Source organism: Psychrobacter sp. NG254 (genome assembly GCF_015277735.1).
Taxonomy (GTDB): Bacteria; Pseudomonadota; Gammaproteobacteria; order Pseudomonadales; family Moraxellaceae; genus Psychrobacter.
This window is the reverse complement of the sequence record NZ_JADHDA010000002.1, coordinates 530,150-554,232: the sequence shown is the minus strand read 5'-3', so window position 1 is coordinate 554,232 and position 24,083 is coordinate 530,150. Positions and strand designations below refer to the sequence as shown.

General features: G+C 45.8%; 17 protein-coding genes. 2 read left to right on the top strand and 15 right to left on the bottom strand.

The genetic code is table 11. The annotated features are described in order from the left end of the window. Positions 1 to 12 precede the first annotated feature (12 nt). The 4 genes from IP510_RS04955 to IP510_RS04940 all read right to left on the bottom strand — a co-directional run bounded on the left by IP510_RS04955 (position 13) and on the right by IP510_RS04940 (position 6,564). A complete protein-coding gene (locus IP510_RS04955; RefSeq protein WP_194363654.1) occupies positions 13 to 3,969 on the bottom strand; it encodes an AAA family ATPase in 3,957 nt (1,318 codons plus the stop codon). A gap of 66 nt (positions 3,970 to 4,035) precedes the next feature. Further along, positions 4,036 to 4,977: a hypothetical protein gene (locus IP510_RS04950; RefSeq protein ID WP_194363653.1), complete on the bottom strand. Its 942-nt coding sequence runs from the start codon at positions 4,975 to 4,977 to the stop codon at positions 4,036 to 4,038. Between the two features lie 261 nt (positions 4,978 to 5,238). Further along, positions 5,239 to 5,715 (bottom strand): hypothetical protein, encoded by a 477-nt coding sequence (locus IP510_RS04945; protein WP_194363652.1) that lies wholly within the window; start codon positions 5,713 to 5,715, stop codon positions 5,239 to 5,241. 45 nt (positions 5,716 to 5,760) lie between these two features. Then, a complete protein-coding gene (locus IP510_RS04940) occupies positions 5,761 to 6,564 on the bottom strand; it encodes a sulfite exporter TauE/SafE family protein (protein ID WP_194363762.1) in 804 nt (267 codons plus the stop codon). Between the two features lie 157 nt (positions 6,565 to 6,721). Between IP510_RS04940 and IP510_RS04935 the strand changes: the two genes are divergently transcribed. Beyond that, positions 6,722 to 7,705 carry a biotin--[acetyl-CoA-carboxylase] ligase gene (locus IP510_RS04935; RefSeq protein WP_194363651.1) on the top strand — a complete coding sequence of 328 codons (984 nt, stop codon included), beginning with the start codon at positions 6,722 to 6,724 and terminating at the stop codon, positions 7,703 to 7,705. Positions 7,706 to 7,871: 166 nt separating this feature from the next. Next, positions 7,872 to 8,600, top strand: coding sequence for a pantothenate kinase (locus tag IP510_RS04930; RefSeq protein WP_194363650.1), 729 nt, complete (start codon positions 7,872 to 7,874; stop codon positions 8,598 to 8,600). 222 nt (positions 8,601 to 8,822) lie between these two features. On the opposite strand, the gene IP510_RS04925 is transcribed toward IP510_RS04930, so the two are convergent. From IP510_RS04925 to IP510_RS04875, 11 genes are all read right to left on the bottom strand, one after another. Then, entirely contained in the window at positions 8,823 to 10,010 is a 1,188-nt protein-coding gene (locus IP510_RS04925) for an isovaleryl-CoA dehydrogenase (RefSeq protein WP_194363649.1), read from the bottom strand. 43 nt (positions 10,011 to 10,053) lie between these two features. Then, a complete protein-coding gene (locus IP510_RS04920) occupies positions 10,054 to 10,989 on the bottom strand; it encodes a hydroxymethylglutaryl-CoA lyase (RefSeq protein WP_194363648.1) in 936 nt (311 codons plus the stop codon). Between the two features lie 46 nt (positions 10,990 to 11,035). After that, complete coding sequence (locus IP510_RS04915) at positions 11,036 to 13,153, bottom strand: acetyl/propionyl/methylcrotonyl-CoA carboxylase subunit alpha (protein WP_194363647.1); 2,118 nt, start codon at positions 13,151 to 13,153, stop codon at positions 11,036 to 11,038. A 66-nt stretch (positions 13,154 to 13,219) separates the two neighbouring features. Next, positions 13,220 to 14,032 (bottom strand): enoyl-CoA hydratase/isomerase family protein, encoded by an 813-nt coding sequence (locus tag IP510_RS04910; protein ID WP_194363646.1) that lies wholly within the window; start codon positions 14,030 to 14,032, stop codon positions 13,220 to 13,222. 151 nt (positions 14,033 to 14,183) lie between these two features. Then, positions 14,184 to 15,794, bottom strand: a complete 1,611-nt coding sequence (locus IP510_RS04905; protein ID WP_194363645.1) for a carboxyl transferase domain-containing protein — start codon at positions 15,792 to 15,794, stop codon at positions 14,184 to 14,186. A gap of 113 nt (positions 15,795 to 15,907) precedes the next feature. After that, the gene (locus IP510_RS04900; RefSeq protein WP_194363644.1) at positions 15,908 to 17,662 is read right to left on the bottom strand and encodes an AMP-binding protein; all 1,755 of its coding nucleotides are present in this window, start codon (positions 17,660 to 17,662) and stop codon (positions 15,908 to 15,910) included. A 370-nt stretch (positions 17,663 to 18,032) separates the two neighbouring features. Continuing rightward, the gene (locus IP510_RS04895; RefSeq protein ID WP_194363643.1) at positions 18,033 to 19,820 is read right to left on the bottom strand and encodes an AMP-binding protein; all 1,788 of its coding nucleotides are present in this window, start codon (positions 19,818 to 19,820) and stop codon (positions 18,033 to 18,035) included. Between the two features lie 443 nt (positions 19,821 to 20,263). Beyond that, a complete protein-coding gene (locus tag IP510_RS04890; protein ID WP_194363642.1) occupies positions 20,264 to 21,478 on the bottom strand; it encodes an FAD-dependent oxidoreductase in 1,215 nt (404 codons plus the stop codon). A gap of 198 nt (positions 21,479 to 21,676) precedes the next feature. Then, a complete protein-coding gene (locus IP510_RS04885; RefSeq protein ID WP_194196339.1) occupies positions 21,677 to 22,408 on the bottom strand; it encodes an amino acid ABC transporter ATP-binding protein in 732 nt (243 codons plus the stop codon). Between the two features lie 225 nt (positions 22,409 to 22,633). Then, on the bottom strand, positions 22,634 to 23,305 hold the full coding sequence (locus IP510_RS04880) for an ABC transporter permease subunit (RefSeq protein ID WP_010201838.1): 672 nt from the start codon (positions 23,303 to 23,305) through the stop codon (positions 22,634 to 22,636). Continuing rightward, positions 23,302 to 24,048 (bottom strand): amino acid ABC transporter permease, encoded by a 747-nt coding sequence (locus IP510_RS04875; protein ID WP_189582821.1) that lies wholly within the window; start codon positions 24,046 to 24,048, stop codon positions 23,302 to 23,304. The genes IP510_RS04880 and IP510_RS04875 overlap by 4 nt, the downstream gene beginning before the upstream one ends. Positions 24,049 to 24,083: the final 35 nt, after the last annotated feature.

The window sequence follows — 24,083 nt, the reverse complement described above, 5'->3', positions numbered from 1 at the left end:
GAATAGCAGCTACTAGCTCTCCACGTAACGCGCGGCCTCATCAAGTGAGACACTAACTAATGTCGAGATGCCCGCACTTGGCATGGTAATGCCTTTTAGCTCATCAGCGATCTGCATGGTCAGTTTATTATGACTGATAAAGATAAACTGTAAGTCGTCTGCCAGCTCATGAATAAGACTGGTAAAGCGCGCAACATTGGCATCATCGAGCGGCGCATCGACTTCATCTAGCACACAGAACGGTGCGGGATGCTGCTTAAAGATGGCAAAAATCAAACTCAGCGCAGTAAGGGTTTTTTCACCGCCAGACAGTACCGCTAGTCTACTGTTACGTTTGCCCTTAGGCTGCGCCATTAAGGTGACTCCTGCCCGCCACTGTTCTGACTTTGCTGTATTGGCTGGCATCTCGTCAGTATTCAACGTTAGGCTGGCTTGTCCGCCACCAAAGACTTTGGCAAACAAATTGGCCAGCTCATTATTGACCGCATCAAGTGTCTGCATAAATAGCGTCTTGGTCGTCTCGTCAATAGAGGCAATCGCTTCAGTCAATGTTTGCATACTAGCCGCAATATCTGCTGTCTGCTGTGCGAGTGGATCTAGGCGTTCATTTACCTCGGCCAACTCTGCGACCGCAGCCAAATTCACTGCGCCAATCTTGCTCAAATGCTGGGTCAGCTTGGCTCGCTCGGACTCAAGTGCCGTGATCTTATCTGGGCGGACGCGGCGATCATGAGCGATAAAATCTGCTAGCAGGTTTGAGACGCTCATGCTTGTTTGTGAATGTTGCGAATGCTCTGCTTGTGCTTTGTATTTATCACTTACACGAGCGTAAGCATCTAGGGTGCTTTGCGTATGCGTACTGGCATCTTCCAAACGCGCTGTGCTCAGTGCCAGTTCAGTCGCATGATGGGCAAGCTCGCTTTGCTGCATCTGTAATGTGTGTTGCAACGTGTCAAATGCCGTTTGCTGCTGGGCATAGTCTTGCTTTAGCATCGCCAATGCGCTGTCTCGTTCTGTTAATAACACCTGCTGCGCATCACGCGCTACCCGTACACGCTGCAATATAGCTTGCAAATCCGGCAGCTTGTTTTGCTGCTTCTCATAGCGCATTTGTAGATGTTGTTCACTCTCTAACGACTTATCATATTGCGCCGTCGCACGTACCAGACTACTAACGCTATGCTCCAAGCGCATCTCGTATTGCTGAATACGCAGCTGTAATGCTTGCCACGCGTCATCATCGGCTTGACGCGCGCGATTTAGCTCACTGCGCTCAGATTGCAGTTGCTGAGTCGTCGCTCGTGCCTCTGCTATCTGTGGGGTGAGCGTAACTATCTCAGCTTCGATGTTTTGCTGTTCTTGCTCAAGCGTTTGTTGCTCTTGCGCCAGTTCCTGCTTTTCTTGTTCTAGCGTGACTTTATCAGCATTCAGGCGTTGGCTATCTGCTTGCAAGCGTTCAGCGTTGGCTCGCTCGGTGGTCAGTTGCTGCTGGTATTGATGCTTATCTCTGGTTAATTGCTCCGCTTGCGCGCGCGTTTCTTCTAAGCTGATCATTAATGCATCATAGTCACGCTGGTTTTTAGCGATAGCTTTCTTCTGCGTTTCTATTTTGGTTTCAAATTCATCAAGCAAGTTTTCTAACGCCTGTAAACGACTACACTGTTGCAAGCGCTGCGTGAGGAATTGGCTATTGCTATCGTTTTGCTCATCCTGTGCACCAGCGAATTTGCTTAAATTAATCGTTCCATGACGACTGATCAGCCAACCATCTACGGTAAGTAGAATCGCTGATGGTGGTAATGACTTTAGCACTTCAGTCAGTGTGTCAATCTCATGCTGATAACTACTGTCAAACGCCGCTGTATATATATAGCACTGTTGCCATAGTGAGAGTAGCGGCTGAGTAATCAACTGCGATAACGGCAACACTTTATCAATCAAATTGTCTGGTAATTCGCTGACAAAATCATGGTCACTAATATCATTTTGCGCAGTAGGCAACCATAGGCTATGACCTGTCTCTACTAAGGTTTTATCCTTTGCACTGGCAGGTGTATTTTGTGCCGTTTGATAAGTCAGTAAGTCTGCAACGTCATGCTCAAGCGCTTGCCATAAGCTATTAGCTTGTTGAGAAACGCCAGTAGCATTATCAACGCTTGATTGATTGGTTTGGTTAGCTTGTTGGTTAGCAACCAGCACATGGCTGTCTAGCCATAACGCCAGAATACTATCGAGTAACGGTGCATGTTCCTGCCCTAGTGCACTTAGCTCAATCTGCGCACGTAGCGTCGCGATGGCTAACGGCTGATTAGGTATGCCATCGCTATCTACATTATCTGTCGCGGTAGCTTTAATCTTTTCTGATTGCTGCTGCGGCTGTTGTGTAGGTTTCGGATGCAATATCTGATGCAGGGTATCGTATTCGCCTGCCAGCAACGCATGACGCTTTTCATCATCGCTAAGCTCGCTCTGCTGTGAACTTAGTCTCTGCTGCAAGCCATGCGCTTGCGGTTGTATCTCAGACAAGCGTTCATCCACGCCCTCACGCTGACGCTCAATCTGCTGCAGCTGCCTATTCAAATCAGCTACTTGTTTCTCTAGCACCTGACTCAAGTCTTGCATATCAGTCATATCACTCACAGCAGCACGGTCAGATGGCGCGATAGATTGCTGTAATTGCTGCCACAGGTTTTGCCAGTTTTGCTCGCGGCGCTGCCATTTGTCATGACTTTTTTGATGGCGCTTTTGTGCTTGCACATTGATGGCCTGGTGCTGCTCAAGCAAGCGTGCTTTATCTTGCAAGCGTGACAGCTGGTTTTGTGCGTCATGCCATGCGCGCTGCAGTGGCTGCTCATTACGCTTATAGTCATCGCGTTTACCTGTCAGCTCAATAAGCTGTGGGCGTAACGCTTCTAGCGCTTGATTTTGCTCAGCTTGTTCAGCTTTTAGTCTTTCGATATCACCCACTGCTTGCTCACGCTGCTGAGCCAAGTTAGACAGTTGCTGCTCGATGGCTGTCAGTTGTGATTTGGCATCACTTAACTCGTATTCCGCTTGCTGATAGCCGAGCTGCTGCTGATAATGAATACTTTGGGCGTCATCTTTGAGCCATTGCTCTTGGTTGATACGAGTCGCCAGCTTGTCTTGCTGAGCTTTGAGCGTGTCATAGCTAGCCTGTAGCGTTGATACCTCAGTAGCACTACGCTCATGCGCTATTTTTTGCTGCTGCTGATTGTGCTTGGCTTGATACAGCTTCTGAATGGCGAGCTGCTGTTCAATATCAGCCAGCGTCAATGCCAGTGTCTCATAACGCTGCGCGCTCTCTGCTTGTTTAGACAGTGTTTTCTGTTGACGGAGTAGCTCGCTTTGCATATCGTGCAGGCGCGCTAGATTGTCTTTTGTCTTCTCTAACTTTTTTTGCGTTTCTTCACGGCGCGCCTGATAGCGTGAGACACCTGCTGCCTCTTCGATAAACTCACGCAGTTGCATGGGACTGGACTCAACGATTCGCCCAATCATGCCTTGCTCAATCACCGCATAGCTACGCGCACCCAGTCCCGTGCCCAAGAATACATCGACCACATCACGGCGACGGCAACGCGTGCCATTGATAAAGTAATCAGAGCGTCCCTCCAAATTGACCTGACGGCGAACAGACAGCTCTTGGTACAAGTTAAACTCATGACGAATGCCAGTATACTCATCTTGGGTATGCTCAAATGTCAGCTCGACACTGGCAACGCTTTTGGCGGCTTTATCTTGCGTACCAGCAAAGATAACATCACTCATCGCGCCGCCGCGTAATTGCTTGGCGGAGGTCTCGCCAAGCACCCAGCGAATGGCATCAATCACATTGGATTTGCCACAGCCGTTCGGCCCGACGATGGCAGTGATACCATGACGAAAAGTAAAGGTCGTTGGATTGGCAAAGGATTTGAAGCCTGCCAGCTTTAGAGATTTTAAACGCATGAATAGTCAATAAACTTAGCAAAAACAGGCGGCTATTCTACCTGAAATTGTAGTGAGTTTTTAGGGTTAAACGGCTAAGTGCATAAACGATTTTGATTCAAGGCTTTGATGGAACCCTCGTAGCAGTTTTTGCTCCACTTGGCAGACGTTATTTTCTGCTAAGTAGCGATTATTAAACTCGATGAGGGCTGACCATGTGATACTTGCCACTTCTAAATGATCGACTATCTCTAACAGCTCTGTTCTTAATAGATGCTGATACTTCCTTGGTCTTTTGTGACACAGCGCCAGCTCCCGATCTACGAGCGTTTGCTTATTTTGCTTTAACGCGTCACCACCGATAAACAGTAGCAAAAACTTTGCCCCTTTATCGATAAAACCTTTCTCTAATAAATGCTCATACATCAAACAGTATTTTAGGATTTGGTCCGGGTTTTTCTGACCAGCGAGCTTTAACTCATTTGCTATCAGTACATTTGCCTGATGGTTATAGGCCAAGTTATCCATATACATCGCTTTTAGCTCTGTACTGTTTTCAAACATGCCGCTGTTGCCATGTGTCGACCATGATCCACTTGGCTCAAAGGCTATAAATTGCTGATAAAATAAATCTAGATAAACATCACTACATAAACTCAAAAAGATATCGAATTCTTTATTCAGATAATCTTCAGAAAAAAACGTGACGCGGCGAACAGCTTCTCTTGCATTACAGATACCCATCGTTTGCGTTGAATAGGTCTCTAGCTGCTCAGATTCACTCATTTTTGTATTTAGCTTTTTGATGATTGATTGCTCAATCTCTTCTATGTTTTTATCCTTTAGCTCTGGATGGGTAGCCCACTCAATGATTTGACGGACATATTGCTTTTTAGTGATACCAAGAATCTGCTTTGGCTCCCATGCCAAAAACTCTACCATATTAGAGAGGCATGTCGTCCATGATAGTTGCTCTTTTAGATGATTCATTGAGCCGAAAACACGGCGGTATTTTTCTGCAGCTTTCATACTAATAATGTCTCACAGTTTACATACTAGCTTTATAAAGGTTTGTCATTGCTACCACACGTCAAGTTTATCTAAGGACTTAAGGCCTGTCAGCTTTAGGAGTTTTAAGCCTATGGATAATAGATAAACTTAGCAAAAATAGGCGGCTATTCTACCTGAAGTTGGAGTATTTGTGGTTGTCATAGACGATACCGAAACTCTCTAAGACCGTAATCTTTCAAAAGTAATCAATGAAGAATAGCAAAGGAAGTAAGACTATTCCTAAGAAGTTACTATTTGCGTATATTCATTAGCATGTCGTTTGACAACTTTTAATAGGTTTTCAGCTTCTCTATCAAATTCTTCTTTAATAACCTCACACTGTCCGAAACTACCAGAAAATAATTCGATATATAATTTAACGAGTTGTTTAGAAAATTTTTCGTAGTCCTGTTCTAACAAAGGGAAATGAAGCATGACTAAAGTATCAACTTCAGCCATTAACATCATGAATGTCTCCATCGTAAAATTTAGGTTTTCATTTCTTGAACGATAATATACGCCTTCATAAGCCATATAAGCTAGGCGATACAGCTTAATAATTAATTGCTCATACTTTTCACGTGTGAAGACTTTCACTTCCTTATTATGCTCTAACTTTAATTTATCAATATCATGCTTATGTATTTGTTTATTCGTTATATAAGGAAGTAATCCACCAATAAGAACACCTAAGAGACTAGCTATTACTGTAAACATTTTTAACTCCTTATATGATAATAAAAATTAAAAACGATTGGTTTCTTACAATATCCCAATCCCACTTAGTAACAACTGCCCACCTGCAAACAATAACAACACACCAAACGCGCGTTTAAGTGTGAGTGCTGGCAGCACATGGGCGAGCTTGGCACCGACTTTTGCCATGGCAAAGCTCGCCACTGAGATAAATAGAAACCCAGTAATATGGACAAACCCTATGGTGCCTTCAGGCAGATTGACCACGTCTTGACCGAACCATGCAAACCCTGCCGCCCCTGCCAACGCAATCGGTAGACCACACGCTGCTGACGTGCCGACCGACTGTTTCATTGGTAACCCTGCCCAGTTTAAAAAAGGTACAGTCAAACTGCCGCCGCCGATACCAAAGATAGATGACGCCATACCTATGCCAGTACCTGCACCAAACTGTACGCTAGCTGGTGGTAACGGTTTACCCACTTGCTCTTTATTAGAAAAAAACAGCATTTTTAACGCGACCAATAACGCACCAATACCGATGATGGCCTGTAGTGCCTGCCCATCAATCATATCTGCGATACCAGCACCGACTAAACTACCAATCACCAATCCAAGCGCCATTTTGCGCCATACTTCCCAGCGTACACCGCCGCGCTTATTATGTGCAGTCAGTGAGCTGATTGAGGTCACCACGATGGTTGCAAGTGAGGTACCGATGGCCAAATGGGTCACGACTTCTGGCGAAAAGTCATAAGCGGTAAAAATCCAGACCAATGCAGGCACGATAATCATGCCGCCGCCCACGCCAAACAAGCCCGCGCTGACACCTGCGAACGCCCCTGCAATCACAAACCACACATATAACATCATAGAACGAACCTTTTATAATACTGACTGACGCTATAATACTCACTGCCGCTTAGGCGTGCTCAATTGTATTTGCCAAATCTCAACGTGACCTTTATGCTGTCATTGACAATCGCCCAGTATATCAAAATTTCCTTTAACCACATCGACTAAACTTATGCTGCCACTCACGAATTCCTCTGCTTACTTATCTGAGCTCAATCACCGTCATGTTGTCAGCAGCGCCTCGACCAATAGCGAGCTGATAGAGCAAATCCAAAACGGCACATTGGATGTCACGGCAGTGCAGCTGTTGACCGCTGAAACCCAGAGCGCCGGACGTGGACAACACGGCCGTTCATGGCAATCGCCACGCGGCAATGTCTATCTGTCGCTATATCATCCTGTGCATATGCCGATCAGTGGTATATTGTCGCTCATCATCGGCGTTGAGCTGGCAAATATGCCTATCATTCAAACATTGAATGAGCAGTTGCAAGCACAAGAGTTGACGCCAATTGGTGTCAAATGGGCAAATGATCTAGGATTCTATCAGCAGCCAACTAAAACCTCAGATGAAGATAAATCTGTGGCGGTTGACTCGATATTGGACAACTCAGTCTTGAATAGTGCCGTGTCAACTCAGCGTACGCTACCCTTTAATAAACTGGCTGGCATTTTGATAGAGCCTGTCACTCAATCTGGTAGGGTGGTCGGTGTGGTATTAGGTATCGGCCTCAATGTACAAGCTGCGCCAAAACTAACGGCGCAGACATCTGAGGGCATGAGTTACCAAGCGATTAGTCTGCAAGATATTAATGAGATGCTACCTCCAGAGACGCGTTCTGAGAGACTACCAGACCTACAAACACTCTATCAGCAGATGAGTAAAGCATTGATGGCGGCGATGACGCGCTTTGAGCATTTAGGGTTAGAGCAGCCCACCGGTCATACGTATTATTTGGATAGTTTTTTGGCACAATTTGCAGCGATGGATGCGCTAGCAGGTCTGCGCTTACGCGTCACCCAACACTATAATAACAAAGAGCATGTGGTGATCGGTCATGCTTGCGGTGTGGATACTCACGGGTGTTTGCAATTGCACTTAGATAACGGTAATATTTCTACGCTTTTTACTGGACGCATCGACGTTATTTATTAAGTATATAGTCAAAGAAATCTAAAACAGCTACAAGGCAGCCGACCGTAGATTGTACATATAGTACCTCTAGGGAAGGTAACACCGTAGCGGTTTAATAGTTCGCCGGCTATAGATAACCATACTGACGAGCATCATATATTAACGAGCACAATATAAAGGGACTTTTATGCTCTGGCTTGATCTTGGAAATACCCGCCTGAAATACTGGCTCACCGATGATATCGGTCAGATAGTCACACATGATGCCAAACAGCATTTGCAAGCACCAGCCGAATTATTGATGGGTCTGACGGATCGCTTTGAGCGTTTTGCCCCTGACTTTATCGGTATCTCGTCCGTATTGGGCGACAATCTCAATGCTCAAGTATCGGAGACCTTAAGCCGTCTCAATACGCCGTTTGAGTTTGTCCATGTGGATGCCGCGCATGCGCTGATGAAGAGTAACTATAATGATGAGCAGCTCGGCTGTGATCGTTGGCTACAGATGCTGGGGGCGGTCGATAAGAAAAAGCGCCAGTGTGTCATCGGCTGCGGCACCGCCGTGACCATTGATTTGATTGATCACGCTGAGCATTTGGGCGGTTATATCTTCCCGAGTATCTACCTGCAACGTGAGTCGTTGTTTTCTGGTACCAAGCAGATTACCATCTCTAACGGTACATTCGATAGCGTTGGCCAAGGTCTGACCACACAGGATGCTGTGCACCGAGGTATCTTACTCTCTATCGTGGGTGCGATTAATGAAATTAGCCACCGTCATCCTAACTTTGAGCTAATTATGACGGGTGGTGATGCAGCCACGATATCGCAGCATGTCAATCGCCCAGTGCGCTTGCGTGATGACCTCTTACTAAATGGTCTGGCACGATATTTTGATTATCGTAATAAGCCATAATAGATAACTCAGTGTCACGTTGACATGAAAAAAGCAGTACGTTTTAAACGTACTGCTTTTTTATTTTATTATCGGAAAAGAGCTAAGGTCTCGCTAGCTATAGTTAGAGAAGTCTAAAATTGCTACAAGGCAGCCGACTGCAGATTGTACAAATAGTACATCTAGGGAGGCTAACACCGTAGCAGTTTAGTAGTTCTTTAACTATATTGCCTTAATCCTTTCTTATTTGGTCTCGTTAAATAGCTCACGACCGACTAGCATACGGCGGATTTCACTGGTGCCTGCGCCAATCTCATACAGCTTGGCATCACGCCAGTAGCGACCAAGTGGATACTCATTGGTATAGCCGTTGCCACCAAATATTTGGATACCCTCGCCTGCCATCCATGTGGCTTTTTCAGCACACCATAAAATCACACTAGCGCAATCTTTACGCACTTCACGACTATGACCAGCACCGCGCGCGTCCAACATATCGAGATTTTTTCCGACCGTATATAAGAAGCTACGACCTGCTTGCAATATCGTATACATGTCTGCGACTTTGCCTTGGATAAGCTGGAACTCACCGATGGCTTGACCAAATTGTTTACGATCATGGATATAAGGCACGACATTGTCCATCACTGCTTGCATGATGCCGATAGGACCCGCAGCCAATACAGCACGCTCGTAATCTAGCCCGCTCATCAGTACTTTGACGCCTTCATTGAGACCGCCCAAGATATTTTCGCTCGGCACGGTTACATTATTAAAGGTCATCTCACCCGTATGGCTACCACGCATGCCGAGCTTGTCTAGCTTTTGCGCTGTGCCGAAACCTTCCATGCCTTTTTCAACGATAAAAGCTGTCATGCCTTTGCCGCCTAGCTCAGGATTGGTCTTCGCGTAGACCACCATCACATCTGCATCTGGGCCATTCGTAATCCACATTTTAGTGCCGTTCAACACATAGCTGCCGTCTTTCTCTTCAGCTCTGAGCTTCATACTAACGACGTCTGAGCCAGCACCGGTCTCACTCATTGCCAATGCACCGATGAATTCACCGCTGACCAGCTTTGGTAAGTATTTTTGTTTTTGTGCTTCACTGCCGTTACGTTTAATTTGGTTGATACATAGGTTTGAGTGCGCGCCATAGCTCAGCGCTACCGATGCCGAAGCACGGCTAATCTCTTCCATCGCGACCATATGTGCGACATAGCCCATGTTAGAGCCGCCGTATTCTTCAGGAACGGTAATACCATGTAGACCGATGTCACCCATCTTTTGCCATAGATCCATAGGAAATTCATCGCTGCTATCAATCTCGGCAGCACGTGGGGCGATTTCATTGGTTGCAAACTGCTGTACCATATCGCGTAGCGCATCAATATCTTCGCCAAGCTGAAAATTCAATCCAGGTAAACTCATAACTATTCCTTGTATTTTAGTATTTAATTTTTACAATAATTTTTTAAGACTGACGTTTGTTAATTAAAGCTCGTGCCACATTTGAGCCATTTGGACGCTTTAAAAACGCACTGATACGCTCGCCTGCTACGACCAATTTATCCAAATCGATACCGGTGCTGATACCCATACCATGCAGCATATACACCACATCTTCAGTCGCGACATTGCCTGTTGCGCCTTTGGCATAAGGACAGCCGCCAAGACCAGCCACTGAGGTGTCAAACTCACTAACACCCATTTGTAATGCGGCTAGCGTATTGCTCAATGCTTGGCCATAAGTGTCGTGAAAATGTCCCGATAGCATAGAGATATCAGCATATTCTAATGCAGCTTGTAACGCCCGCTGCACTTTGAGCGGTGTACCAACGCCAATAGTATCAGCAATGCCAATTTGCTCAGCACCAATCTCTACCAGACGCTTGGTCACGTACGCTACTTGGCTTGGGTCAATCTCGCCTTCATAAGGACAGCCGACTGTACAAGAAATCACGCCGCGTACTTTGATACCCTGTGCTTTTGCCGCAGCAGCCACTGGCGCAAAACGCTCGATACTCTCATCAATACTACAGTTGATGTTTTTTTGACTAAAGGTTTCGCTGGCTGAGCCGAAAATAACGATTTCATCAGGACGGTGCAAAATGGCATTTTCAAAGCCGCGCATATTGGGTACCAGTACCGAGTAGCAAACCTCCATTTGTCGCGTAGGTGCTAGGGCATTAAGTAGCGCACTGTTATCACCCATTTGTGGCACCCACTTTGGCGAGACAAAGCTTGTTGCTTCTAGCTTTTTGACACCTGCCGCAATCAAATCATTGATAAGCGTTTGCTTAACCTCAGTCGGTACCGTCGTTGACTCGTTTTGTAGTCCATCACGCGGGCTGACATCAACGATGGTGACATGGCTTGGATACGAATGGTTTGGATATGCATTTTTCATACTTATCATCCTTGTTATTATTCGCCTTTTTATGAGGCTATGTCAGCTATTCGCTTTCAGTATCAATACGTAATAACTCGTCACCATCAGCGACCAAATCACCTGCCGCAAATAGCAATTCTGCCACAACCCCATCCGTCGGCGCAGTAATGGTATGCTCAATTTTCATGGCTTCGATGACTGCTAACGGCTCGCCTTTTTTCACAGTATCACCAACCGCCACTTTAAAGGCAACAACCTGTCCTGGCATCGGTGATTTTAAACTACCGACCGCTGCGGACTCTTCACCCACGTGCGCCATAATATCAACAAGCGTAATTTCGTCACGGCCACTGTCTGTGAACACATAAACGGTCTCATTAAGCACCCAACTTTGCGCGCTAGTACGTGCACCATCCAACCATAATGTATGATTGTGCTCGTCGCTACTGGCATAGCTCACTTGACCTTCATAGACCGTTTCGGTCTGAGCAGCTACGTTAATATTGCTATTATCCTGCGTGTTAGCGATTTCTTTTTCAATAACGAGCGTAAAGCTGCTGAGATTATCGCCACCCTTTTTGCTATCAGAACAATTCGCATTATGCCAATTGCTCAGGCGGGCAGTATAAGCACTCTCATCATAAACCAAGCTAAATGAACGAGTGTAATCGTTATAAGCACGGAAGCCAGTAGGTTTGCTAAATGGATCGATATCTGAATCTTGCATTGCCATCTCGCTCGCAAGCTGACGAGTAATGGCGGTCACAACCAGCGTCGATAAAGCTAAAGGCTGCTGATTAAAAATCGCATCACGCTCGTGCTCAATCAGAGCAGTATCGAGATTGGCTTTGCTAAAAGACGCCGTATTTAAAATATAGCGCAAAAATGCCGCGTTATTCGGCAAACCGACGATACGTGTTTGGGCAAGTGCTCGATCGAGCTTGGCTAATGCTTGCTCTCGCGTTGGTGCATGAACGATCAGCTTGGCAATCATAGAGTCATAGAACGGGCTAATCACATCGCCTTCGCGCACGCCATCATCGATACGCACGCCAGTACCGTCTTTATCAATCTTAAAGGTGCTATGTTCAGGTTTTTGATACGTAAACAACGTACCTGTCGCTGGCAAAAAGCTATTATCAGGATTTTCAGCACAGATGCGTGCCTCAATTGCATGACCGTTGATAGTTAGGTCGGCTTGGGTTTTTGGCAATGGCTGACCTGCTGCGACTAAGAGCTGCCATTCGACTAAATCCACACCAGTGATAGCTTCACTGACTGGATGCTCAACCTGCAACCGCGTATTCATCTCCATGAAATAAAAATTCATAGAGTCTTCGCGCTGCTCAACGATAAACTCGACCGTACCTGCCCCAACGTAATCGACCGCACGAGCCGCTTCGATGGCAGCTGTTCCCATCGCTTCACGCATCGCAATATCAACACCCGGTGCAGGCGCTTCTTCTAATACTTTTTGGTGACGACGCTGTACGGAACAATCACGCTCAAACAAATGCACATAATTGCCATGCATATCACCAAATACTTGGATTTCGATATGGCGCGGTTTTAATGCATACTTTTCAACCAACACTTTATCATCACCAAAGCTGGTAATGGCTTCACGGCGACATGAGTCTAGTAAGTCAATAAAATCGCTGCTTTCTTCAACGATACGCATGCCTTTACCACCGCCACCTGCACTGGCTTTGATTAATACTGGATAGCCAATAGAGTCTGCCTGCTGCTGCAAAAATTCTGCATCTTGGTTGTCACCATGATAGCCGGGTATCAGTGGTACGCCAGCCGATTCCATCAACCGCTTGGATTCAGACTTACCACCCATGGCACGGATAGCATCAGCCGATGGACCGATAAAGACCAGTCCTGCATCCTGACAAGCTTGCGCAAAGTCAGCATTTTCGCTTAAAAACCCATAACCCGGATGAATCGCTTGGGCGCCAGTTTCAAGCGCTATCGCAATAATCGCATCACCTTTTAGATAGCTGTCTTTTGGTGCCGAACCGCCCAAATAGATGGCTTCATCACAGATAGCAACATGCTTGGCTTCACGATCCGCATCAGAATAAACAGCGACGGTGCTGACGCCCAGATGCTTGGCAGTCGCGGCTACTCGGCAGGCAATTTCACCACGGTTGGCAATTAGAATTTTAGAAAACATAACTATCCCTGTGTGTTATCGTTTTTATTTGAGGTCTTGTCTATTTACTCATTTATCTCTCGTGCATTATTCATCTGCCGTCAACCAATCCGGCTTACGTTTTTGCAAAAAGGCTTGCACGCCCTCTTTGCCTTGCACTGATGAGCGAATATCAGCGATGCCTTTTACCGTATCGGCAATCAGCTCATCTGTAATAGGCGCACCCGCGACATCGTGCAATAGCTGTTTGCAGGTTTTGACTGCATCAGGGCTGTTTTTGACGATTTTGCTACAAAATATAGCGACCTCATCAGCCAGCCATTCTTCGCTAACACGTTCATGGATAAAGCCAAGCTGACGTGCTTTTTTGGCATCAAAAACTTCAGCACTTAAGAAGTAACGCTGCGATGCTCTAGCACCCAATGCTCGGATGACATAAGGGCTGATAGTAGCAGGGGCTAAGCCCAAACGGACTTCACTGAGGCAGAAGTTTGCAATTTTGACAGCGATGGCCACATCACAGACAGCGACTAAACCCATGCCGCCTGCATAAACATCACCTTGAATAGCCGCAACTGTTGGCTTCGGACACTCGTAAATAGTTTTAAGCATTTGCGCCAGTTTATCGGCATCCGCTAGGTTTTCCTCATAGCTATAATCCGCCATGGCACGCATCCAATTCAAATCGGCTCCTGCACAAAAGGCCTTGCCAGCAGCGGCTAGCACAATGACGCGTACCTCATCATCAGCGCCAAGCGTACTGAATGCATCAGTTAGCTCAGCAATCATTTCGTCGTTAAAGGCATTACGTATCTCAGGACGATTTAACGTCACCGTAGCCACGTGCTGTTCCACTTTAATCAATAAGCTTTTATAATTTTTATCACTGTCTTTTTGCATAACTTTCTCTATATTTTTATGTAAATATTTAAACAAACGCTCGGTCAATCCATAATAATATTAATACAAGGAAACCGAATGTAGATGTACAAATCGTACTTCAAATGAGGTTGACGCAGTAGTAGCTTATTATGGGAAGGCCTTAAAACTATTACATTCTAAAGACACCAAAGGTTGTCTCTTCAATCGGTGCGTTATAAGCTGCGCTTAACCCTAATGCCAATACATGACGGGTATCAGCAGGGTCAATCACACCATCGTCCCATAGACGTGCAGTGGCATAATATGGGTGACCTTGCTTTTCATACATATCGAGAATCGGTGCTTTAAATGCCGCTTCATCTTCATCACTCCACGCCTCGCCTTTACGATCAAAATTGTCACGCTTGACCGTTGCCAGTACCGATGCTGCTTGCTCGCCGCCCATCACCGAGATGCGCGCATTTGGCCACATCCATAAGAAGCGCGGGCTATAAGCACGACCACACATGCCGTAGTTACCAGCACCGAATGAGCCACCGACAATGACCGTGAACTTTGGTACTTTTGCATTGGCGACTGCCATGACCATTTTGGCACCATGACGCGCAATGCCTTCGTTTTCATATTTGCGGCCGACCATAAAGCCTGTGATATTTTGCAAAAATACCAATGGGATTTTACGCTTGCAACATAGCTCAATAAAGTGCGTGCCTTTTTGCGCAGACTCACTGAACAAGATGCCGTTGTTGGCGATAATACCGACTGGCATCCCTTCGATATGAGCGAATCCGCAAACCAACGTCGTGCCAAAGCGTGATTTAAATTCATCAAAAGCACTGTCATCGACGATACGAGCAATGATTTCTTTGATATCAAATGGCTTGCGCTTGTCCGTTGGAATGACGCCATATAGCTCTTTAGCATCGTAGCGTGGTGGACGCGGTTTGATTTGATTGGGCACTTGCTTCGCAGGACGATTTAGATGGCTAATAATATTGCGCGCAATCGATAACGCATGGGTATCACTCTGTGCTAAGTGATCGACGACCCCTGACAGACGGGTATGCACATCGCCGCCGCCCAAATCTTCGGCTGTGACCTCTTCACCTGTCGCCGCTTTGACCAGTGGTGGACCACCTAAAAAGATGGTGCCTTGCTCTTTGACAATAATAGACTCGTCACTCATCGCTGGTACATAAGCCCCGCCAGCCGTACAGCTGCCCATGACCACAGCAATCTGTGGAATACCTGCCGCACTCATATTGGCCTGATTAAAAAAGATACGACCAAAGTGCTCTTTATCGGGGAACACGTCATCTTGATTGGGTAAATTAGCACCGCCTGAATCTACCAAATAGACACAAGGCAAGTTGTTTTCTTGCGCGATTTCTTGCGCACGCAGATGTTTTTTGACCGTCATTGGATAATAAGTGCCGCCCTTTACCGTAGCATCATTACAGACGATCATACACTCAGTGCCATTGATGCGACCAATACCCGCAATCACGCCAGCGGCTGGAATCTCTTCACCATACATATCGTGCGCGGCCATCGGTGCCACTTCTAAAAATGGCGTGCCCACATCGAGCAAACGCTCAACACGCTCACGAGGCAAGAGTTTGCCACGGGCTAAATGCTTGGCACGTGCACGCTCTGAACCGCCTTGCACGACTTTACGCAAGTGACCATATAAGTCATCGACCACCGCTTGCATGGCGGCACTGTTTTGCTGAAATTCAGCGGCGTTTGGACTCAGTTTACTGGTTATGATAGCGCTCATGACATCCCTTTTCTTTAATACGTAAATGCAAGTGGCTTTTTTATTTTATGCTTTATTTTAGCTTTTACTCATATATCTTATTCATAAAATAAAAGATAAGAGTGGTTAAGTTTCTACAAACCCAACTCTTCTTTCATTTGTTCAATGATTTTATATTTCTGAATCTTTCCAGTGATAGTCATTGGATATTCATTCACGAAACGATAGTAAGTCGGCACTTTATAATGGGCAATATGCTCGCTACAGAACTCGCGAACTTCCTCTTCGGTTAAGCTGTCTGCTTCTTTAGGGATAATCCACGCCGCGAGTACTTCACCATACTTTTTATCAGGAATCCCGACGATTTGCACGTCACGAATCTTCGGATGACGATAGAGATAGTTTTCGATTTCGACAGGATAGATATTCTCTCCGCCGCGAATGACCATGTCTTTACTACGACCAACGATTTTTACGTAGCCATCTTCATCCATCGTTGCCAAATCACCCGTATGCATCCAGCCGTCTTGGATGGCCGCGCGGGTTTTGAAGCGACTGCCCCAATAGCCTTTCATCACTGAATAACCGCGTGTGAGTAGCTCGCCTGTCTCGCCCAAGGCGACAGTCTCACCCGTTTCCGTATTGACAACTTTGACCTCAAGCGCAGGCTGCACTAAACCAACGGTCGATACTTGCTTATCAAGCGGCGTATGTTCATTGGTCTGACAAGATACGGGACTGGTCTCTGTCATGCCATAGGCAATGGTGACTTCGCTCATGTGCATCTCATCAATGACGCGGCGCATGACTTCGATCGGACAACTAGAGCCTGCCATGATGCCAGTGCGCAAAGTCGATAAATCAAAGTTTTTAAACTCGGGATGGTCAAGCTCAGCAATAAACATCGTTGGCACACCGTGCAAACCCGTACATTTTTCTTCTTCGACTGCTTGCAATACGGTCAATGGCTCAAACCCATCATTTGGATAAACGATACAACCGCCATGCGTGAGAATCGCTAGGTTGCCAAGCACCATACCAAAGCAATGATACAAGGGCACTGGAATGCACAGCTTATCTTCTTCGGTAAGGTTCATAGCCTCACCGATAAAGTAACCGTTGTTGAGAATATTGCGATGGCTTAAGGTTGCCCCTTTTGGCGTACCAGTCGTACCACTGGTGAACTGTACATTGATAGCATCCGTGTTTTTGAGCTGGGCTTGACGCTCTGCAACACGTGGGTCGTTGGCATTGCCTTCCGCCATCCATGCAGAGAATTTCTGCATAAAGCCAAAGGTTTCTTCACTGTCAGGCTCATCAATCCAAATGATACGCTCAATCGTCGGAATCTCGACCAAATCAAGCTGAGTATAGTCTTTATGATAAATTTCAGGACACAGTTCACTGATGAGACTGGCGTAATCGCTGGTTTTGAAATGACGCATGAGCACAAGCGCTGAGCAACCCAATTTATTCAAGGCATATTGCAGCTCAAAAGTACGATAGGCAGGGTTAATATTGACGAGAATAACACCGACTTTTGCCGTCGCTAATTGCATGAGCAACCATTCAGCATTGTTGTGTGACCAGATGCCGATACGATCACCGATTTCCAGCCCCATCTCAATCATGCTACTGGCTAGCTGATTGACTTGCTGTTGTAGCTCACGGTAAGTCCAGCGGATGTTTTGATGGCGAGAAACCAAAGCTTCGCGCTCTGGATACTTGGATACGATAGCATCAAAAAAATCACCGATAGTCGCTTCAATGAGCGGCACATCAGGGCCTTTGTCATAGCTTTGGGTAAGCGGTGCATTTGCTGAGCGTGCGCCCATATTAATACTAGGAATGCTATTTAAAATAGTATCAAAATCAGAAGTTTGCGTCATAACGAGTCCTTTCGTTTTACTTTTTATCGTATTTGTCATTTATAGATAGTACGTGCTGATAGCCGGCAGACCCGTCACTCTTCCTTGAATAGGTCTTTTATAGATTGTCACTACTATACCGTTGTAAACAAACGGCTGTCAATCATAGTAATACAATGCGTATCATTTAATTAGTCATTAATATTTCGTCTTAGTAAAAGGTAACATAGAATCATGGCAAATTTTTGACATAAAAAAAGCCAGCCTCATTATTCATAATGAGGCTGGCTTTTACAGCAAATGAGGCTATTAATGTTGAATAGTGACACTATATAAGTGTCTGTGTTTGATAACGGCTAGTTTGATAGCAGCCCCTGCCCACAGCTCTAAATCATCCTAGACCTAACTCCTCTACCATTTGCTCAACAATTTTGAACTTCTGAATTTTACCAGTGACCGTCATTGGATATTCCGTCACAAAGCGATAATAAGTCGGTACTTTATAATGGGCGATATGCTCACCACAGAATTGGCGCACCTCCTCTTCAGTCAAACTGTCTGGTTCTTTTGCAATAATCCACGCTGCCAACACTTCACCATACTTCTTATCAGGAACCCCGACAATTTGTACATCGCGAATCTTCGGATGACGATAAAGATAGTTTTCGACTTCGACGGGATAGATATTTTCGCCGCCGCGAATAATCATATCCTTACTACGACCCACCACAGTGATATAACCGTCCTCATCCATGGTCGCAAGGTCACCAGTATGCATCCAGCCATCTTGAATAGCCGCACGTGTTTTAGAGCGGCTGCCCCAATACCCTTTCATCACCGCATAGCCATGCGTGAGTAGCTCACCCGTCTCTCCAATCGGGACGACATCACCCGTTTTCGTATCGATGATTTTGGCCTCAAGTGCGGGCAGCACCATCCCCACAGTAGAGACTCTCTTTTCAAGGGGCGTCTGCGAGCTGGTCTGACAAGAAGCCGGACTGGTCTCAGTCATACCATAAGCAATCGTCACCTCGCTCATGTGCATCTTATCCATGACACGGCGCATGACCTCAATCGGACAGCTAGAGCCACCCATAATACCCGTGCGTAAGCTAGACAAATCAAAACTGTCAAATTCTGGATGATCGAGCTCCGCGATAAACATCGTCGGTACACCAAGCAGAGCCGTACACTTTTCCTCTTCTATGGTTTGCAATACGGTTAACGGATCAAAGCCATCATTGGGATAAACGGCACAGCCTCCATGCGTTAATATAGCGAGATTACCACCCACCATTCCAAAGCAATGATAGAGTGGTAGTGGAATACACAGCCTATCCTCTTCTGTCAGCTTTATACCTTCACCCATAAAATAGCCGTTATTCAAGATATTTCGATGCGTGAGCGTAGCGCCTTTCGGTGTGCCAGTCGTGCCACTGGTAAACTGCACACTAATAGCATCGGTGTTCTTCAGCTGGGCTTGGCGCTCTGCTACGCGTGGATCATTGGCATCGCCTTCTGCCATCCATGTAGAGAATTTCTGCATAAAACCAAACGCTTCATCAGATGCTGGCTCATCAATCCAAATGATACGCTCAATCGTTGGAATCTCGACCAAATCAAGCTGAGTGTAATCTTTATGATAAATCTCAGGGCACAGCTCACGAATCATCTGTGCGTAGTCACTGCTCTTGAAATGGCGCATCAAGACCAATGCCGAACAGCCCAGTTTATTCAGCGCATATTGCAACTCAAAGGTACGATAAGCAGGATTAATATTGACCAAAATGATGCCGATTTTTGCCGTCGCTAATTGCATGAGCAGCCATTCAGCATTGTTGTGCGACCAAATGGCGATACGATCGCCAATCTCAAGCCCCATCTCAATCATACTACTGGCCAGCTGATTGGATTTTTCCTGTAGCTCGCGATACGTCCAGCGGATATTTTGATGGCGAGACACCAATGCTTCACGCTCAGGATATCTATCAACAATCGCATCAAAGAAGTCTCCAATGGTCGCCTCAATCAGCGGCACATCAGGACCTTTATCATGGCTTTGGGAGAGTGGCGCATTTGCAGAACGTGCGCTTATATGAACTTTGGGAACGTTGTTGAGAATATTGTTATTAGACTTACTTTCATGAATAGTGCTGTCAAAATCATTAATCTGAGTCATCACGAGTCCTTTCGTTGTGCTATTTGGTTTTGGTATGGCTATGCAACTGCTTACGACACATCTATTCATCTACCTACAATCGTAGAAAGTAAAAATATGCTACTACCGTAAATACGATATTCTTCCTTGAATATTGTTTACCACTAGACATGATATTTAAATCACGCCTAGCCAATATAGCGCCTTAAACAAAAGACTGTCAATCATATAGATACGGTATGTATCGATTATGATTGAGATAAAAAGCAAGATAGTCAAAGAAATCTAAAACAGCTACAAGGCAGCCGACCGCGGATTGTACATATAGTACCTCTAGGAAGGGTGACGCCGTAGCGGTTTACTAGTTCGCTGACTATAGATATAAAAAAGCCAGTGCTGCATAAAGATGGCAACACTGGCTATGGTTTGTAACGCTTTTACAATTGTGCTTTATTCTTTATCTTTCAGGCTTTAAGCACTACAGGCACTTTAATAGTAACTGTTGCGCTGACTTCATCACTATCATTTATCAAGTCCATGACCAACTCTTCATCACTTTCTGTCTTGACCTGCCAGTTGCCAGTCGCTTGTGGCACACCTGTCACCATGACGGAGATTGCTTTGTTTTTCAAGCGAATCATTGGTGGCTTATGCTCATAGCCGTTATGCTCTAGGCCCAATACATCATCTGCAATGGTAGCAGCCTGCGCGCGTAATGGGGCGACGTAACGACACGGCACACCATCGATAGACATACAGTCACCAATCGCATAGATATTGGCCGTACTGGTACGCAAGGTTGGCGCATCCACCACGATACCAGTGCGACGATTGAACTCGACGCCAGCAGCAGCAGGCAGCTTATCATCGACCGTCAGACCTGTACTGGCAATCACATGATCGACGATAAGTGGTTCGATTGGCTCAGCAGTCGTATTTTCTGAGGCTAGCGCCTCATAACTGACTTGTAGCTTTTCATCACTGATACGAGTAATAGTAGATACTTGATAACCTCCTAAAAAGTTAATCCCTTGCGACTTGACCGCTTGGGCGATACGAGCCGTCGCTTTCGACGGTAGCATTTGTGATAGCGGCGCATCGTTCAAATCAATGAGCGTCACTTGATGACCAGCTTTGAGTAAGTCTTCTGCAATCTCCGTCCCAACCATACCTGCACCGACGATAGCAACGTGCTGACTGCCAGTGGCTAGCTTTTCTTGCAGCTGTCCAAAACGCTCAATATGATTGACGTGCCAAACTAAATCCTCTGGCAAGCTTTTTGGGAAGATAGGATGCGCACCCATCGCCAGTACCAACTTACCATAACTGATCGTGGCATAATCCGTGTTGGCTGGATCTGAGCGCTGTGCAGATATAAGCTGCAACTGTTGAGTGGTCGTATCAACATCCGTTACTTGCGTGTTAGCAAGTAGCTTAACATTTGCCGCTTCTGCGGCGTCAACACCAGTGGCTCTAACCAAATCTGCCGCACTTTTCTTTTGGCTAATGGCCATGGTCAGCATTGGTTTATGGTAACGATCTCCGCTATCAGCTGTCACCAACGTAATCTGAATGTCTTTGTCTTTCGCACGAATGGCATCAATCACATGCCAGCCTGCCAAACCTGCACCAATAATGACAATACCGTTGTTTAATACTTCTGAGTTCTCAGCGCTCATATTAGCTCCAATATGGTTTATAGATTATTTTAATTATCAAAAATATTGACCGCTATTGTATCAGTAAACAGCCATTCACTCATCTACTCACTTATGTAACCAATCATATCAATACCACGATGAGAGGCATCAAGCTATCACGCACAAAAAAGCGCCTATAAATAGACGCTTCACATGGTAATACAGTCGAATACAAAATTAATGATTGAGAATCTTCGATAAGAACTGCTGTGCACGTTCACTTTTCGCGCCTTCAAAAAACTCATCCTTACTACAGTTCTCAACGATATGACCTTCATCCATAAAGATAATACGATTGGCTACCTGACTGGCAAAGCCCATTTCGTGCGTCACGCACATCATGGTCATACCATCACGAGTCAGTTCCACCATCACATCGAGCACTTCTTGAATCATCTCAGGATCGAGTGCTGAGGTTGGCTCATCGAACAACATCGCTATGGGATCCATCGCGAGCGCACGAGCAATAGCCACCCGCTGCTGTTGACCACCTGATAGCTCAGCAGGATATTTATTGGCTTGAACGGTTAGCCCTACTCGATCTAAATAAGCCATGCCTTTTTGCTTGGCTTCCGCTTCTTTACGGCCCAATACTTTAATTTGTGCGACCATTAAATTATCGATGATGGTCAAGTGAGGGAATAGCTCAAAATGCTGAAACACCATGCCGACACGGCTACGTAGCTTAGGTAAGTTGGTTTTTGGATCACCGACAGAGATGCCGTTGACCATGATATTGCCTTTTTGAAAAGGCTCTAGCCCGTTCACGGTCTTAATCAAGGTTGATTTACCGCTGCCTGATGGACCACAGACCACGACGACATCGCCTTTGTGGACATGAGCGGTACAGTCAGTCAGTACCTGAAAGTCGCCATACCACTTGCTAACGCTATCTATCTCAACGACCATCTCACTGCTAGCATGACCACTGTCTGTGACCAGTCCACCAAAGTCATTTATAAACGTTTTAGCATCATTCATCATTGGCTCCTAGCCTTATTCTTACTCTTGCCAAATTGCATTCAATCAAAACACATTAATGACAAATGCAGTTAAATTTTGAAAGCATTAGAGCCAATCAAATAGGATCAAATAATGAGGCATTGATCGACTCTAACGCTTAACAGTCCTTTATTAAAACCTTAACCTTTTTTGTACGCGCTGTACGCCGACTGAAGCTGCCAAGCTTAAGACAAAATACACGGCGCCAGCGCCCAAAATATAAGGCGTCAATAATCCCATTAGTTCACCACGTACGTATGCTGCTCGGAAGAAGTCAGTCAGACCAATAGCGAACACTAAAGTCGTATCTTGGAATAAGATAATACACTGCTGCAAAATCAATGGCAGCATCTTACGAAAGGCTTGTGGCAAGATGACCAGACGCATCGTCTGTCCATAAGTCATGCCCAATGCTTTTGCTGCATTAACCTGACCACTACCGATAGACTGAATACCCGCACGGACGACTTCTGAGAAGTAAGCCGCTTCGAACATCATAAACGCGACAACACAAGAGGCAAAGGCTGCATCTAGTTGTAGATACTTACCCGCTGCCCAAAAATAAATCATCGGGACGGCAAAGTAGAACCAAAGTAGCACCAACAGTAATGGTACGGATCTAAAATAATTAACATACAGCTTGGCGGGAATCTCTAATGCTTTGATACCTGATAAGCGCATGAGCGCCAATACAGTACCTAAGCTGATACCACCGATAATAGCCAAAAACAGGACTTTTAGCGTGGTAATCATGCCACCCATTAAGCCTGGATACGCGGTCGCAAGTTCGGTCATCATACTCATTTCTGACTCCCTGCGATAAGCCCTGGTACTCTTAATTTACGCTCGATCAGACCCATAATAGCGATTAGCGAGAGATTAAAGACGAGGTAGATAATCGTCGCATAAGTATAAATCTCAAGGCTATTCTGTGTATATTCGCTGATGGTTTTGGTTTGACTGATGAGCTCCATGACGCCAACTAGTGAGGCGACAGAGGCGTTCTTGAAACAGTTGGTCAGCTCAGAGCTAAGCGGCGGTAAGATAATACGGAATGCTTGTGGTAGCAGTACTTGCTTGTAAGCTTGTGGAATAGTAAAGCCTAGCGCATACGCTGCGTTTATCTGTCCTTTTGGTAGCGACTCGATACCGGTGCGCACTTGCTCGACAATACGAGCTGCTGTAAACAGTCCTAAACCAATACTGGCTGAGAGCATCGCGGATGTATTCGGCGATAGATCCCTAAACCACCATTCTTGTAGCGCTGGCGTCAACCAACCAGGTGCCACATAAAACCAAAAAAATAGCTGCACAAGCAGCGGAATATTACGAAAAAAGGTCACATAAGCGGTGCCAATGCGACGAGCTGTTTTGTTAGGTAAGGTACGCATAATACCAAAGACAGTACCGACGACCATCGCGATGGTCCAAGCAATACTACCAATCAGTAATAACCAGCCAAGACCAGTAATCATCCAGTGGATATACAGCTCGTTGCCAATACCCGTATGCTCAAACAGCACACCCCAGTTCCAGCTATAATTCATGATTGTCTCTCCGAACAGCGATTGAAAAACTTACG